This window comes from Methylibium sp. (genome assembly GCF_013817345.1).
Taxonomy (GTDB): domain Bacteria; phylum Pseudomonadota; class Gammaproteobacteria; order Burkholderiales; family Burkholderiaceae_C; genus Methylibium.
Genome location: NZ_JACDCW010000045.1, coordinates 15575 through 30661, shown reverse-complemented (window position 1 = coordinate 30661; position 15087 = coordinate 15575). Strand labels below are relative to the sequence as shown.

General features: G+C 68.2%; 16 protein-coding genes. 10 read left to right on the top strand and 6 right to left on the bottom strand.

All coding sequences use genetic code 11. From position 1 onward, the window contains the following. Nucleotides 1–40 precede the first annotated feature (40 nt). Entirely contained in the window at nucleotides 41–262 is a 222-nt protein-coding gene (locus tag H0W40_RS10435; RefSeq protein ID WP_292445925.1) for a GDCCVxC domain-containing (seleno)protein, read from the top strand. Between the two features lie 18 nt (nucleotides 263–280). Here the strand turns inward: H0W40_RS10435 and cadR are convergent, their stop codons facing one another. Next, the gene (gene cadR, locus H0W40_RS10430) at nucleotides 281–760 is read right to left on the bottom strand and encodes a Cd(II)/Pb(II)-responsive transcriptional regulator (RefSeq protein ID WP_292445921.1); all 480 of its coding nucleotides are present in this window, start codon (nucleotides 758–760) and stop codon (nucleotides 281–283) included. Between the two features lie 197 nt (nucleotides 761–957). Between cadR and H0W40_RS10425 the strand changes: the two genes are divergently transcribed. The 6 genes from H0W40_RS10425 (at nucleotide 958) to H0W40_RS10400 (ending at nucleotide 9261) form a co-directional block, all read left to right on the top strand. After that, nucleotides 958–1590, top strand: a complete 633-nt coding sequence (locus H0W40_RS10425) for a cation transporter (RefSeq protein ID WP_292445919.1) — start codon at nucleotides 958–960, stop codon at nucleotides 1588–1590. 168 nt (nucleotides 1591–1758) lie between these two features. Next, a complete protein-coding gene (locus tag H0W40_RS10420; RefSeq protein ID WP_292445908.1) occupies nucleotides 1759–2376 on the top strand; it encodes a methyltransferase domain-containing protein in 618 nt (205 codons plus the stop codon). A 139-nt stretch (nucleotides 2377–2515) separates the two neighbouring features. After that, on the top strand, nucleotides 2516–2929 hold the full coding sequence (locus H0W40_RS10415) for a hypothetical protein (RefSeq protein ID WP_292445906.1): 414 nt from the start codon (nucleotides 2516–2518) through the stop codon (nucleotides 2927–2929). 73 nt (nucleotides 2930–3002) lie between these two features. Beyond that, a complete protein-coding gene (locus H0W40_RS10410) occupies nucleotides 3003–4346 on the top strand; it encodes a TolC family protein (protein WP_292445904.1) in 1344 nt (447 codons plus the stop codon). Next, the gene (locus H0W40_RS10405; RefSeq protein WP_292445902.1) at nucleotides 4343–6085 is read left to right on the top strand and encodes an efflux RND transporter periplasmic adaptor subunit; all 1743 of its coding nucleotides are present in this window, start codon (nucleotides 4343–4345) and stop codon (nucleotides 6083–6085) included. The genes H0W40_RS10410 and H0W40_RS10405 overlap by 4 nt, the downstream gene beginning before the upstream one ends. Then, nucleotides 6082–9261: an efflux RND transporter permease subunit gene (locus H0W40_RS10400; RefSeq protein ID WP_292445900.1), complete on the top strand. Its 3180-nt coding sequence runs from the start codon at nucleotides 6082–6084 to the stop codon at nucleotides 9259–9261. Before H0W40_RS10405 ends, H0W40_RS10400 begins: the two co-directional genes overlap by 4 nt. Nucleotides 9262–9402: 141 nt before the next feature. Here the strand turns inward: H0W40_RS10400 and H0W40_RS10395 are convergent, their stop codons facing one another. Next, nucleotides 9403–9822, bottom strand: coding sequence for a type II toxin-antitoxin system VapC family toxin (locus H0W40_RS10395; RefSeq protein ID WP_292445898.1), 420 nt, complete (start codon nucleotides 9820–9822; stop codon nucleotides 9403–9405). Next, complete coding sequence (locus H0W40_RS10390) at nucleotides 9819–10073, bottom strand: plasmid stabilization protein (protein WP_292445896.1); 255 nt, start codon at nucleotides 10071–10073, stop codon at nucleotides 9819–9821. Before H0W40_RS10390 ends, H0W40_RS10395 begins: the two co-directional genes overlap by 4 nt. A 363-nt stretch (nucleotides 10074–10436) precedes the next feature. Between H0W40_RS10390 and H0W40_RS10385 the strand changes: the two genes are divergently transcribed. Together H0W40_RS10385 and H0W40_RS10380 are read left to right on the top strand one after the other, a co-directional pair. Next, complete coding sequence (locus H0W40_RS10385) at nucleotides 10437–11411, top strand: ABC transporter ATP-binding protein (RefSeq protein WP_292445894.1); 975 nt, start codon at nucleotides 10437–10439, stop codon at nucleotides 11409–11411. Then, the gene (locus H0W40_RS10380; protein ID WP_292445892.1) at nucleotides 11408–12169 is read left to right on the top strand and encodes an ABC transporter permease; all 762 of its coding nucleotides are present in this window, start codon (nucleotides 11408–11410) and stop codon (nucleotides 12167–12169) included. The genes H0W40_RS10385 and H0W40_RS10380 overlap by 4 nt, the downstream gene beginning before the upstream one ends. Before the next feature lie 32 nt (nucleotides 12170–12201). Here H0W40_RS10380 and H0W40_RS10375 read toward each other — a convergent pair whose 3' ends face one another. The 3 genes from H0W40_RS10375 to H0W40_RS10365 form a co-directional block, all read right to left on the bottom strand. Beyond that, nucleotides 12202–12612 carry a hypothetical protein gene (locus H0W40_RS10375; protein ID WP_292445890.1) on the bottom strand — a complete coding sequence of 137 codons (411 nt, stop codon included), beginning with the start codon at nucleotides 12610–12612 and terminating at the stop codon, nucleotides 12202–12204. Continuing rightward, on the bottom strand, nucleotides 12609–12938 hold the full coding sequence (locus H0W40_RS10370) for a hypothetical protein (protein ID WP_292445888.1): 330 nt from the start codon (nucleotides 12936–12938) through the stop codon (nucleotides 12609–12611). The genes H0W40_RS10375 and H0W40_RS10370 overlap by 4 nt, the downstream gene beginning before the upstream one ends. A 62-nt stretch (nucleotides 12939–13000) precedes the next feature. After that, nucleotides 13001–13501 (bottom strand): AraC family transcriptional regulator, encoded by a 501-nt coding sequence (locus H0W40_RS10365; RefSeq protein ID WP_292445886.1) that lies wholly within the window; start codon nucleotides 13499–13501, stop codon nucleotides 13001–13003. A gap of 117 nt (nucleotides 13502–13618) precedes the next feature. On the opposite strand from H0W40_RS10365, the gene H0W40_RS10360 reads away from it, so the two are divergent. Next, nucleotides 13619–15022 (top strand): NAD(P)-binding protein, encoded by a 1404-nt coding sequence (locus H0W40_RS10360; RefSeq protein WP_292445884.1) that lies wholly within the window; start codon nucleotides 13619–13621, stop codon nucleotides 15020–15022. Nucleotides 15023–15087: the final 65 nt, after the last annotated feature.

Here is a 15087-nt window from a genome sequence, read left to right as displayed (position 1 = left end):
TGCTGAACGCGTCCCTGGTGCTCGTTCCCGGCCTGGCGATGTGAGCGAGCTTGTGGCGGACTCCATGCTGAGCTGCCCGCACTGCGGCCACGTCCGGCAAGAGCGCATGCCGACCGACGCATGCCTATGGTTCTACGAGTGCGGGCAATGCCGTTCGCTCCTCACGCCGAAGCCGGGCGACTGCTGCGTGTTCTGCTCGTACGGCACGGTGCCCTGCCCGCCGGTGCAGCAGCAGGGTGTGCAAGGCGGCTGCTGCGGTTGACGAGGCAAGGTTGCCCCGCTATGAGGACGACTTGCGCGCCGGCTTCCCGCGGTGCGAACCGCGGACATGCTGCGGGCTTCGTGCAGCCGGCGAGCGAGACGTCGAAGCCGCCTGCTTCAGTTCATTCAGGATGCCGCAGTGCGCGACGTCGCTCGGTCCGGCGCACTGCTCGCGCAGCGTCTTGAGCTGCTTTTCGAGCTGCCTGAGCTCGTGAATGCGTGTGGCCACGTGGCCGATATGCTCGTCGAGCAAGGCGTCGACTTCGCCGCAGTCGTCCCCTGGCGCATCCTTCAGGCGCAGCAGCAGGCGGATCTCGTCGAGCGTCATGTCGAGCGAACGGCAGTGCCGCACGAACGCCAGCCGCTCGGCATGCACCGCAGCGTAGATGCGGTAGTTGCCGTCGCTGCGCGGCGCCGGCGGCAGCATGCGCTCGCGCTCGTAGTAGCGGATGGTCTCCACCGGCGTGCGGGTGGCCTTGGCCAGTTCGCCGATCTTCATGACGGGCCTCCTTCGCAGGGTTCAGCGCGTGCCGGCGCCCGGTTGCAGCGCGATGAGGGCCATGCCAACGAGAACCACCATGGCGATGGCCGGCACAGGCCGCAGGAAAGGTGTTGAAAAGACCAATGCATCCTAGCCGCTTGACCCTGCAGCAGCTTCAGGGTTTCGAATACCCGCATGGACTTCGGAAACCCTTCATGAGCGACTCCTGCTGCAGCCCCGGCTGTGCCACCACCGCCGCCGCGCGGTCCCCGCGCTACCGCCGCATCCTGTGGGCCGCGCTGGTCATCAACGCCGCCATGTTCGCCGTCGAGTTGGCGGGCGGCCTGCGTGCCGATTCGGTCTCCCTGCTGGCCGACGCGATCGATTTCTTCGGCGACGCGGCCAACTACGGCATCTCGCTGCTGGTGCTGGGCATGGCCGCCGGCTTGCGCTCGCGCGCGGCGCTGTTCAAGGGCCTCACGATGGGCGCTTTCGGCATCTTCGTACTCGGCAGGGTGGCGTGGAGCGCCGCGACCGGCAGCGCGCCACAGCCCGTGACGATGGGCGCCATCGGCGCGCTGGCGCTCGTGGCCAACGTGTCGGTGGCTCTCATGCTGTACGCATGGCGCGAGGGCGACGCCAACATGCGTTCGGTCTGGCTGTGCAGCCGCAACGATGCGATCGGCAACGTGGCGGTGATGGCGGCGGCGCTTGGCGTGTTCGGCACCGGCAGCGGCTGGCCCGACCTGGCGGTGGCGTCGGTGATGGGCGTGCTCGGCCTGAGCGCGGCACGCTCGGTGATCGCGCAGGCGCGCGGCGAGTTGCGACCCGCGAAGATGCGTGCCTGAGCAACGCCGAGGCGTCGCTGCCTGTCGCTGTTGCGGGTGCCCACGCCCACGCAGACGCCGAGCCAGCGCCTCCATTGCGGCGCAAGGCCATGCTCGCGTTGCTTGCGAATCAAGCGCAACGGTGCGACGCTGCGCGCGAGGACGGTCTGAACCGGGGAGTGCCGAAGCATGAGTTCCAACCACAGCATCGAGTTCTTCGACAAGCAGTTCGAACGACAGGTCCGCGAGCACGAGCTGGCGCTCAACCCTTTCGAGCGGGCCGCGCTGCCGCATCTGCGCGGACGGGTGCTGGACCTCGGCTGCGGCATGGGCAACTTGGCGGTGTCGGCCGCGCGGCGGGGCTGCTCGGTGCTGGCGCTCGATGCCAGCCCGGCAGCCATCGGTCATCTGAGCGGCGTCGCGGCCGCCGAGAAGCTCGACATCCGGGCCCGGCAGACAGACCTGAGCCACTACGCCATCGATGAGGACTTCGACACGATCGTGTCGATCGGTTTGCTGATGTTCTTCGATTGCCCGAACGCGCGGCGCTCGCTGGCCGATATGCAGGCCCATGTCCGCGAGGGCGGGACGGCGATCGTCAACGTTCTGGTCGAGGGCACGACCTTTATGGACATGTTCGACGCCGGCGGCCATTGCCTGTTCGCGCGTGGCGAGCTGGCGGATCAGTTTGCCCGGTGGGAAGTGCTGCATTCGGCGTTCGACGACTTCGAAGCGCCCGGCGCACGCCTCAAGTCTTTCGCCACCGTGATTGCGCGCAGGCCTCACGGTGCAAGTCTTGCCGAATGACAAGCCGGCAGCTCCAAGGCGCTGTAAGTTGGAGACCCGCCATCCCGACGAATCGGCGGCGGCCTTGTGCCCCCAAAGCCTGGCCCTCTAAACAACCGACCTGCGCGCTCGCCGAACGAACCGCGATATCCTCCCGCCCGTGAACCTGCGCCCTGCCCGCAACACCCGCATCTGGTATTCCAGATGGCTGATCGCCTCGCTGCTCTTCCTGCAGATGGCCTCGGCTGCGTATGCCTGTGCAATGCCCTCGGCCGCGGTGGATGCGGCGTCGATGGCGGGCCAGCCCTGCGCGCAGTTCATGGCCGACGGCACCCTGCCGGCGCTCGACCCCGAGCAGCCCGGCCTGTGCCTCGAGCACTGCAAGGGCGGCTCGCAAACGGTCGATCAGCAAGCCACCGCGTCGCTTGCCGTGCCGGCGCTGGTCGCCCTGTTCATGGTGACGGCTGCGGCGGAGCAGCCGGCCCAGGCCAGTGCCTGGCAGGCACAGCGGCGCAGCCGCGACCGCACGCCGCCCACGGCGCACAGCATCCTCCACTGCTGCTATCGCATTTGATCTCCTGAAGCGTCCGGCTCGGTGACCGGGGCGTCCTGCCCCGGCCCTTGGTTTGCGATCTTCAGGAGTTCCCATGAATCTGTTTTTCTCGCGCAGGCCGCCCGGCCTGCCTGCGCTGCGCCTGCGGGCGCTCGCCCTCGCGTTCGTCGCGGCTCTCGTCAGCCCGCCTGTGCTCGCACAAAGCGGCGAGGCGCTCACGCTGCAGGCTGCCGTCACAGCCGCCACGTCGCAGTCGCGCCTGCTGGCCGCCGACCGCCTGCAGACGCAGGCGGCGCGCGAGAGGGCCGTCGCGGCCGGCCAGCTGCCCGACCCGGTGCTCAAGCTGAGCCTGACCAATCTGCCGATCGACGGACCCGACCGCTTCACGCTCGGGCGCGATTTCATGACCATGCGCTCGGTCGGCGTGATGCAGGAGTTCACCCGCGCAGGCAAGCGTCGCGCGCGTACACGACTTGCCGAGCGCGAGGTCGAGGCATCTGTCGTGGCACAGCGGCAGACCGCGGCCGAGCTGCAACAGGGCGCGGCACTGGCATGGCTGGAACGCTCGTTCCAGGAATCGCTGCGCGAACTGCTGATCGGGCAGCAGGCCCGGGCGGAGCTGGAAGTGGAGGCAGCCGATTCGCTCTATCGCAGCGGCAAGGGTGCGCAGGCCGATGTGTTCACGGCACGCAGCCAGGTGGAGCTGATCAAGGACCGCATCACCGAGGCCGAGCGCCGCATCGCGGTGGCCAAGGCGCAGCTCGCCCGCTGGATCGGCGATGCAGCCGGGCGACCGATCGCGCCGCGACCGACGCTCGTCCGCCCCATATGGACGGGAGGAGATCTGACGGCGGCAGTGACCGGGCAACCGAGGATCGCGGTGGCTCTGCAGCAGGAGGCGGTGGCCCAGGCCGAGGCCGAGGTCGCGCGAGCCGAGAGGCGCTCCGACTGGAGCGTCGAGGTGATGTACAGCAAGCGCGGCTCCGCCTTCTCCGACATGGCGTCGATCAATCTGTCGGTGCCTCTGCAATGGAGGCAGGGCGAGCGCCAGGACCGCGAACTGGCGGCAAAGCTGGCGATGGTCGAGGAAGCCCGGGCCCAGCGGGAAGACCTTCAGCGTGCCCGCGAGGCCGAGATCCGCGCGATGCTGCAGGAGTGGCAAAGCCATGAGGAGCGCTTGCGCCGGCATGACGCAGCCCTGCTGCCGCTGGCCGAGCAGCGCAGCCGCGCGGCGCTGAGCGCCTACCGGGCCGGCACCGGCGCCTTGCCGACCGTGCTGGAGGCACGCCGCGATGCGATCGAGGTGCACATGGAGCGCCTGGACGTCGAGACCGACATCGCGCGTCTGTGGGCCGAGCTCGAGTTCCTTGATCCCCGCAGCGATGCCGGTACCGGCACGTCTTCGACCCTTTATCCGAGCCAGAAGGCCGCACGATGAAATCCAAATCGACCTCCAAACGCGTGCTCGTCGCCGTCGTGCTCGCAACGGCTCTGGCCGCCGGCGGCTACGCGCTCTACTCGCTGGGCATGAACCGCGGCATGGGCATGGGCGGTGCAGGCGCCGCGAGCGCTTCGGCGCCGACCGAGCCCGCCGAAGACCCGACCAGCAGCATCGCTGCGGGGGAGGCCGCCACCCGCCGCCACATCGAGCAGGGCATCAAGGCGGGCGACGTCGATCCGGCCACCGGCAACCCGGTCCTCTACTACCACGACCCCATGGTGCCCGGCAAACGCTTCGACGCGCCGGCCAAGTCGCCCTTCATGGACATGATGCTGGTGCCGATGTACGGCGGCGGCGCGGCCGAGGACCAGGGCAAGGTGACCGTCAGCCCGCGCATCCAGCAGAACCTGGGCGTGCGCACGACCGAGGTCGTGGAAGGCGTGCTGCAGCCCGAGACCTCGGCGGTGGGCAGCATCACCTGGAACGAACGCGACCAGACGGTGCTGCAGGCGCGTGCGATGGGCTATGTGGAAAAGCTGCACGTGCGCGCCACGCTCGACCGAGTGGCCAAAGGCCAGCCGATCGCCGAGCTCTATGTGCCGGAATGGGTGGCGGCGCAGGAGGAGTTCCTGACGCTGCGCAAGGCGGCCGGGGCGGACGCCTCGCTCGTCGATGCCGCGCGCCAGCGCATGCGCCTGGCCGGCATGACGCCCGCGCAGATCGCCGGTGTGGAAAAGGCCGGCGAAGTGCGTCCGCGCCTGACGCTCGTCTCGCCCTCGGCCGGCGTGGTCGCCGAGCTCGCCCTGCGCGAAGGCATGACTGTTGCGCCCGGGATGCTGCTCGCGCGCATCAACGGCCTCGCAACGGTGTGGGCAGTGGCGGAGGTGCCAGAGGCGCAGGCAGCGCTGGTGCAGCGCGGCGCCAAGGTTCAGGCGCGCGCTCCAGGGGTGCCGGGTGAAGTGTTCCGGGGAACAGTGCAAGCGGTCCTGCCCGAGGTCGATGCGGCCACGCGCACGGTCAAGACCCGGGTGGAGCTCGACAACCCCGGATTTCAGCTCTCGCCCGGCATGTTCGTGACCCTGCAATTCATGGACACGCGCAAGGAGAAAGCGCTGCTGATTCCGACCGAGGCGCTGATCCGGACCGGCCGGCGCAGCATTGTGCTGCTGGCCGAGGAAGGCGGGCGCTTCTCACCGGTCGAGGTGGAGGCGGGCATCGAATACGGCGGTCAGACCGTCATCGAGAGCGGCCTGAAAGCGGGGCAGCGCGTGGTGGTGTCTTCGCAGTTCCTGATCGAATCCGAAGCGAGCCTGCGCGGCGTCGAGGCGCGGCTGAACGACACGCCCGAGCAGAGTGCGGCGACGAGCGCCGAGCGCCACGGCAGCGAAGCCCTGATCGAAGCCATCGATCCCGACGGCATCACCCTGAGCCACGGCCCGATCCCCAGCATCGAGTGGGATTCGATGACGATGATGTTCCTGCCGCCGCCGGCCGGCGACATGCCGCGCGGCCTGGCCGTCGGCGACCGCGTCGCGTTCGAGTTCTACATGGCCGACGACGGACCGCAGATCACCCGGCTGCGCTTGCTGCCGCCTGCACCGTCTCCGACGCTTTCCGGTCCTGCTGCGGCCGCGCCGGCATCGTCCGCGGCGCCTGCGATGGCGCCTGCTGCGTCGGCACCGTCCGCGATGCCGCCACCCACCGCTGCCTCAAGGGCGCCCGGAGCCTCGCGATGATCGCCGCGCTGATCCGCTGGTCCATCGTCAACCGCTTCCTGGTGCTGCTGGCGACGCTGGGCGTCACGGCCTGGGGTGTGTGGTCGCTCCTGCAGACACCGCTCGATGCGCTGCCCGACCTGTCGGACGTGCAGGTCATCATCCGCACGCCCTACCCCGGCCAGGCACCGCGCATCGTCGAGGACCAGGTCACCTACCCGCTCACCACCACCATGCTGTCGGTGCCGGGCGCGAAGGCGGTGCGCGGCTATTCCTTCTTCGGCGACTCCTTCGTGTACGTTCTGTTCGAGGACGGCACCGATCTGTACTGGGCGCGCTCGCGCGTGCTGGAGTACCTGAACCAGGTGCAGGGGCGGCTGCCCGCATCGGCGAAGCCGGCGCTCGGGCCGGACGCCACCGGCGTGGGCTGGATCTATCAGTACGCGCTGATCGACCGCAGCGGGAAGATGGACACCGGCCAGCTGCGCGCCCTGCAGGACTGGTTCCTGAAGTACGAGTTGAAGACCGTGCCCGACGTGGCCGAGGTCGCCACGGTCGGCGGCATGGTGCGCCAGTACCAGGTGGTGCTCGATCCCGACAAGCTGCAGGCCTACGGCATCCCGCACACAAAGGTCATCGAGGCGATCCAGCAGGCCAACCAGGAGGCCGGCGGCTCGGTGCTCGAGCTGGGCGAGGCCGAGTACATGGTGCGCGCCTCGGGCCTGCTCGCCTCAACGGACGACTTCCGCAGGATTCCACTCACTGCGACTGCCGCAGGCGTGTCGGTACGGCTCGGCGACGTGGCCCGCGTGCAGATCGGGCCTGAGATGCGGCGCGGGATCGGGGAGCTCGACGGCGAGGGCGAGGCGACGGGCGGCGTGATCGTCATGCGCTCCGGCAAGAACGCGCTGGAGACGATCGAAGCGGTGAAGGCAAAGCTCGCGTCGCTGCAGGCCGGCCTGCCGGAGGGCGTGGAGATCGTGCCGACCTACGACCGCTCGGGACTGATCGAGCGTGCGGTGGATAACCTGAGCCACAAGCTGATCGAGGAGTTCATCGTCGTCGCGCTTGTTTGCCTCGTGTTCCTGGCGCACCTGCGCTCGGCCTTCGTGGCGATCGTCTCGCTGCCGCTGGGCGTGCTGGTGAGCTTCATCGTCATGCACTACCAGGGGGTGAACGCCAACGTCATGTCGCTCGGCGGCATCGCGATCGCGATCGGCGCGATGGTCGATGCGGCGGTGGTGATGATCGAGAACGCGCACAAGCACATCGAGGCGTGGCATCACGACCACCCGGACCGCAAGCTGGAAGGCGAAGACCAGTGGCGCGTGATCGGCGACGCTGCCGTCGAAGTCGGCCCCGCCCTCTTCTTCTCGCTGCTCATCATCACCCTGTCCTTCATCCCGGTCTTCACGCTGGAGGCGCAGGAAGGCCGTCTCTTCTCGCCAATGGCTTTCACCAAGTCGTATGCGATGGCCGCCTCCGCCGGCCTCGCAGTCACCCTGGTGCCGGTGCTCATGGGCTACCTGATCCGCGGGCGCATTCCGAACGAGCAACGCAATCCGCTCAACCGCCTGCTCATCGCCGTGTACCGCCCGCTGCTGAACGGCGTGCTGGCCTGGCCACGCACGACGCTGCTGGCCGCGCTGCTCGTGCTGGCCAGCACCGCCTGGCCCATCATGAACATCGGCAGCGAGTTCATGCCGCCGCTCGACGAAGGCGACCTGCTCTACATGCCCACCGCCCTGCCCGGCCTCTCGCCGGGCAAGGCCGCGCAACTGCTGCAGCAGACCGACCGGCTCATCAAGACCTTGCCTGAGGTCGAGTCTGTCCACGGCAAGGCCGGCCGCGCCGAGACCGCCACCGACCCGGCGCCGATGGAGATGTTCGAGACGACCATCCAGTTCAAGCCGAAGAGCGAATGGCGCGAGGGCATGACGCCCGACAAGCTGGTCGAGGAGCTCGACCGCATCGTCAAGGTGCCGGGACTTTCCAACATCTGGGTGCCGCCGATCAGGAACCGCATCGACATGCTGGCAACGGGCATCAAGAGCCCCGTGGGCGTGAAGGTCGCGGGTGCGGACTTGAAGGAGATCGACCGCATCGCCGGCGAGATCGAGCGCGTGGTGAAAACAGTGCCGGGCGTGAGCAGCGCGCTGGCCGAGCGACTGACCGGCGGGCGATATGTCGATGTCACGATCGACCGCGACGCCGCCGCCCGCTACGGCATGAACATCGCCGACGTGCAGTCGGTCATCAGCACCGCGGTCGGGGGCGAGAACGTGGGCGAGACGATCGAAGGCCTGCAGCGCTTTCCGATCAACGTGCGCTACCCGCGCGAGATCCGCGACTCGCTGGCCGCACTGCGCCGCCTGCCGATCCTCACCGCAAGCGGCGCGCGCATCGTGCTCTCCGACGTGGCCCGCGTGCGCATCAACGACGGCCCGCCCATGCTGCGCAGCGAGAACGCGCGGCTGGCCGGGTTCGTGTACGTCGATATCCGCGGGCGCGATCTCGCCTCGGCCGTGCGGGACATGCAGCGCGCGGTGGCGGAGCAGGTGCCGCTCGCGTCGGGCTACTCGGTCTCGTGGTCGGGCCAGTTCGAGTTCCTGGAACGTGCGACCGCGAAGTTGAAGGTCGTCGTGCCCGCGACGCTGCTCATCATCTTCGTGCTGCTCTACCTGACCTTCAAGCGCGCAGGCGAGGCGCTGCTCATCATGGCGACGCTGCCCTTCGCGCTCGTAGGGGGCTTCTGGCTGCTCTGGGCGCTCGGCTACAACCTGAGCGTCGCCGGCGCCATCGGCTTCATCGCGCTGGCCGGCGTGGCGGCCGAGTTCGGCGTGATCATGCTGCTCTACCTCAAGCAGGCTTGGGAGGCGCGGCTGGCGCGCGGACAGTCGAGCGATGAAGACCTGCTCGACGCGATCCGCGAAGGCGCCGTGCTGCGGGTTCGGCCCAAGGCGATGACGGTGGCCGTGATCATCGGCGGCCTGCTGCCCATCATGTTCGGCGGTGGCACCGGCTCCGAGGTGATGCAGCGCATCGCCGCGCCGATGGTCGGCGGCATGGTGACGGCGCCGCTGCTGTCGATGTTCGTGGTGCCGGCGGTGTATTTGCTGATGAGGCGGCGTTCAAGTCGCGAGAGCAGCAGGAGCGGCTCGGTTGGCCTGACTGCGAGTCGGGCGCACAGGGCTTGAATTCAAGGTGGACATTGAGAACATGGGGGCAAAGGCGAACACCGTGCGGTAGGCGGCGATCATCGAAGCCAGTTCGTGGGCCAGCGCCGCAAGGCGCTTGGCGAGCTCGAGTCGATGCGCGACGCTTCGAGGCCCGGGCCTTCAAGCCAGCCACGGGTCGATCACGACCGCACCGGCGGCCTCGAAAGAGCCGGTGTCGCGGGTGGCCACCGCGAACCCGTTGGCGGCGGCGATGGCGGCGATGTAGCCATCGGCGGAGGCGATGGCGAGCCCCGCGGTCCGAGCCCGGGCCAGCAGTGCGGCATAGGCTTGCGTGCAGGCCAGATCGAAGGGCAGCACGCGGCCCGCGAACAGCGGCAGCACGCGCTTTTCCAGGCCCTGCTGCAGGCCCGTGCGGCGCTTGCCGGCGGGCAGCAGCGCCACACCGGCACGCAGTTCGGCGACAGTGATGGCCGACAAGAACAGCGTTTCCAGCGGTTGTGCGTCGATCCACTCGATCACCCGGGTGTCGGGCGCCGGGCGCAGCGGCTCCGACACGACGTTGGTGTCCAGCAGGATCATTCGAAGTTCACCGGGCGGGCGGGGGACCTGTCGCGCACCTGCTCGAATACGGCGAACTCTTGATCGGTGAGCCGGGCCTGCCGGCCCAAGTCGGCCAGCAGCGAGCCCAGCTTCACCCTACCTGCCGGGCTGACGGTGGACTCGAGAATCTCGCGCACCTCGGCTTCCATGCTGTGGCCGTGCTGGGCTGCCCGCATGCGCAGGGCTCGGTGCACTTGGTCAGGAATGTTGCGGACTGTCAGCATGGCCATCTTCATCGCCTCGTTACGCATTCAATGCATGCATTGTACTTATCTGCCTTCATTCCGGTTCGACCGCGGCGATAGGTTGATTTGTCAGGAGTCGCGCTTCGAACAGATCGCTGCTGCGGCGCCGGCATTCGCGGGCGACAAAGTCGCAGGGTCGGCGAGCAGCGCCAGCGATCTGTCGCAGGCATCATGGCGCGGCATCGGTTTCATGCGCAGCGTCGGCGATCGGCATGCCGCTGGGGCTGACAGCGTTCCATTGCGAGCAACGCTCGCACAAGGCCCGCGTGCCCGCCGGGCAGCGGCGAGGCGCTACCCTCGCCGCTCGGCGGCTCCGCCAGGCCGGCCATCATCAGGAGCAGGCATTCCGTGCAAGCGATCATCTCCGTCCGCGGCCTCGGCAAGACCTACGCCTCGGGCTTTCAGGCACTCAAGAACGTCGATCTCGACATCCGCCGCGGCGAAATCTTCGCCCTGCTCGGCCCCAACGGCGCCGGCAAGACCACGCTGATCAGCATCGTCTGCGGCATCGTCAATGCGAGCGAGGGCAGCGTGCTCGCCGACGGCCACGACATCGTTCGCGACTACCGCGCCGCGCGCGCCAGCATCGGCCTGGTGCCGCAGGAACTTTCGACCGACGCGTTCGAGAGCGTGTGGGGCACCGTGAAGTTCAGCCGCGGCCTGTTCGGCAAGCCGCCCGACGCGGCTTATCTGGAAAAGGTGCTCAAGGACCTGTCGCTCTGGGACAAGAGAGGCGCTCAGATCCGCACGCTCTCGGGCGGCATGAAGCGCCGCGTGATGATCGCCAAGGCGCTGAGCCACGAGCCGACCATCCTGTTCCTCGACGAGCCCTCGGCCGGCGTGGACGTGGAGCTGCGGCGCGACATGTGGGCGATGGTGCGTGGCCTGCGCGAGCGCGGCGTGACCATCATCCTGACGACCCACTACATCGAGGAGGCCGAAGAGATGGCCGACCGCATCGGCGTGATCAGCAAGGGCGAGATCGTGCTGGTCGAGGACAAGGCGGTGCTGATGCGCAAGCTCGGCAAGAAGCAGCTGACCCTGCACCTGCAGAACCCGCTGGCCGCCGTGCCCCCCGCGCTGGCCGATCAGTCGCTGGAACTATCGGCCGACGGAATGGAGCTCGTCTACACCTTCGACGTGCAGAGCGACAACACGGGCATCGCCGGGCTGCTCAAGCGTCTGGGCGAGCACGGCATCGACTTCAAGGACCTGCGCACGGAGGAGAGTTCGCTGGAAGAGATATTCGTGAGCCTGGTTCACGGCGCGGCCGATCGCAATGCCGAAAGCCGCAGACCTGCGGCGCAGGAGCTTCGCGCATGAACCTGCACGCCATCAAGGCCATCTACCAGTTCGAGCTGGCGCGCACCTGGCGCACCATGCTGCAGAGCATTGCCGCGCCGGTGATCGCCACGTCGCTCTACTTCGTCGTCTTCGGCTCGGCCATCGGCTCGCGCATGATGTCGATCGACGGCGTGAGCTACGGCGCCTTCATCGTGCCGGGGCTGATCATGCTGGCGGTGCTGACCGAGAGCATCTCCAACGCCTCGTTCGGCATCTACATGCCCAAGTGGTCGGGCACGATCTACGAGGTGCTCTCGGCACCGATCTCGCCGCTGGAGATCGTGATCGGCTACGTGGGCGCGGCGGCTACCAAGTCGGTGATCCTGGGCTTGATCATCCTGCTGACGGCGCGGCTGTTCGTGGACTTTTCCATCATGCACCCGGTGTGGATGGTGGCCTTCCTCCTCATCACCTCCATCACCTTCAGCCTGTTCGGTTTCATCATCGGCGTGTGGGCCGACGGCTTCGAGAAACTGCAGATCGTGCCGACCATGATCGTCACGCCGCTTACCTTTTTGGGCGGCAGCTTCTACTCGATCGACATGCTGCCGCCGCTGTGGCAGAAGATCACGCTGTTCAATCCGGTCGTCTATTTGATCAGCGCCTTTCGCTGGAGCTTCTACGGCGTCGCCGACGTGGGCGTGGCGGTGAGCCTGGGCATGACGCTGGTGTTTCTGCTGCTGTGCCTGGTGGCGGTATGGGCGATTTTCCGCACCGGATATCGGCTCAAGGCTTGACCGATTGGCGATGAAGTGAGCGCAGCGTCGGCTCATCCGGTCGCCGCCCGAAAGGCCGCCTGGACGGCACGTACCAGCGAAGGGTGCAGCGTTCCGAGCTTCGGTGTCTGACCGTGCGGCGCGGCGGGCGGCACCGAGAACCACTCCGTCGTGTACGGAAGATCGAGGGCCTGCTTCAGATCGAACTCGGTATCGAAGCTGAGGCCGGCCGCCTCATAGGCCGCAGGATTGCGATCACGCAAGATCGAGAACTCGCCTCGATGGAGCGTTGTGGTTCGCTGACTGGTGCCGTCGGCAACGCGCACGGTGAACTGGGGCGCCTCGTCGTCGAAGACGGCCAGGAGCAGTGCCGGCCGAGGCTTGGGACGAGGGTTGATGTCGTCGGGAAAGTGGCACCAGACAATTTCGCCTGCGGTGGGCTCGGCCCACCACCGCGAAATCATGCGGACTCCACCTCGAACAGGCTGGAACGCACCGAGCGCTTCTTTCCCTGCGGAGCGCGCTTCTTGATCTGTCGCATCTGAGCGGCCGTCAGCGCGCCCTCGTCGGCTTCGTATTGGGGCAGCAACTTGACCGCCATGTCGTGCAGCGCGAGATGAATCACCTGGGTCTCATCGACTCCCAGGCGTTGCGCGAGGCGCTTCGCCGTTTCGCGGCTCACCCCTGTCGTGCTGTCTGCCGGGCGGTAGCGGAACGCGATCTGATGGGCGGAGCTGCGGGTGGCCATGAAGAAGAATCTCTCTAATTTGGATATCTTGAAGATATCCATTGAAGTTGTGAATGTCAAGCTCGCCGCTGCCTGCGCGCGCAAAAGCGAGGTCGCTGACTTCTTCAACCTGCCACGCGCTGCGCGCGCCGCCATGCCGCCGGCGGTTGCCCGACTAGGCGCTTGAAGGCGCGCGCGAAGGCGGCCTCGGACCCGTAGCCGACCTCCTGCGCCACCGTTGCCACGGTCGCGTCGCGCTCGTGCATCAGCGCGATGGCGCGGCCGACATGGCGGTCGCGCAGCGCCGCCAGCCAGCCAGAGGCGTCCGCGGGCAGCGATTCGAGGTAGCGCCGCGCCGCATCCACGAACACCATCTCGGCGACGCGCTCGAGCACCGCCGCGCTGCCGGCGCGGCGCTCGTGCGATTCGGCCGCCGCCTGGTGCAGCACCGTCGCGATCCACGCGCCGACGCCGCCGGCCGGCAGGTGCAGCAGGCGCCAAGGGTGCAGTGCGGCAGTGGCGCACGGTGTACGAGGGGATCCACTACCGCTTCTCCCCCGAGACCGGCTGCGCGATGGGACAGCGGATCGGCGAACTGGCGGCGGCGCCCTGGCTCGCGCTGCCATACTGAAAGCTCGCAGGCCGCCGCGTTGCAACGCCCGCCCTGCGCGGGGGATCAAGGAAAATGGCACCGCCACATGACCTTGAGATCCGCGGCCGCCGGCTTCCCCTGGAGGACCGAGATGTCCGAGCCCGTTCTCGAAGCGGATTACGTCATCGTGGGCGCCGGCGCGGTGGGCATGGCCTTCGCCGACACGCTGCTGAGCAGCAGCGAGGCCAGCATGATCGTGATCGATCGCCGTGCCCGGCCCGGTGGCCACTGGAACGACGCCTACCCTTTCATCAGGCTGCACGCCCCGTCTGCCGGCTACGGCGTGAACTCGCTGGCGCTCGACTCCGGCCGCATCGATCGCAGCGGCTGGAACGAAGGCTTCCACGAACTGGCAAGCGGCCCCGAGATCTGCGCCTACTTCGACCGGGTGATGCACGAACGCCTGCTGGCGAGCGGCCGCGTCGCCTACCTGCCGTCGAGCGAACTCGGCGCCGACGGCGTAGTGCGCTGCCGCCTCGGTGGCGCGCGCAAGCGCGTTCGCGCACTGAAGAAGACCGTCGACTGCACCTTCGCCGACACGCGCCTGCCGGCGACCGACCCGCCGCGCTTCGCGCTCGGCGCCGGCGTCCGATGCGTCACGCCCGGCGAGCTGCCCGCGATGAGCGAGCCCTGCGACGGCGTTGTCATCATCGGCGCCGGCAAGACGGCCATGGACACGGCGCTGTGGCTGCTGGAGCAAGGCGTGGACGCAGAGGCGATCACCTGGATCCGGCCGCGCGACGCCTGGCTGCTCAACCGCGCGAACGTGCAGCCGGGCTTCGAGTTCTTCGCGCGCACGATCGGCGGTTTCGCGGCGGAGATGGAGGCGGCGCGCGACGCATCGTCGATCGACGACCTCTTCGCGCGCCTGGAGGCCGGGGCGCTGCTGCAGCGCATCGATACCGCCATCGCTCCCACGATGTACCGCTGCGCGATCGTCAGCGACGCGGAGCTGGCGCAGTTGCGGCGCATCACCCGCGTTGTGCGCCTCGGGCACGTGAAGGTGATCGAGCCGGGCCGCATCGTGCTCGAGCAGGGCACGGTTGCCACCTCAGAACGTCATCTGCACGTGCACTGCAGCGCCGACGGCATTCCGAGCAGATTGCCGCAGCCCATGTTCCAGGGCGAGCGGATCGTGCCGCAGTACGTGCGCCGGTGCTCGCCGACCTTCAGCGCCGCACTGGTCGCCCACCTCGAAGCCACGATGACTGATGACGCCGAGAAGAACGCGATGTGCACGCCGGTGCCGCCGCCCTGCGTGCCACGCGACTGGCTGCGCATGCAGGTCGATGAGGCGCGCAACAACGCCATGTGGTCGAAGTCCGCGGAGCTGCGCGCGTGGCTGGCCGGCGCCCGGCTGAACCTGTTCTCTCCCCTGATCGCGCGCGCCGTGCAGGAGCCCGATCCGGTCAACACGGCGATCCTCGATCGGTATCGCACGGCGGTAAAACCGGGGCTGGCGCGGTTGTCCAGCCTGCTCGCGGGCGCCGAGTGAGCGGCAGTGCGTGATCAACCCGCTCGCCTTCGCCGCGAACCTGCTGTGCGGGAGTACCGAGGTGC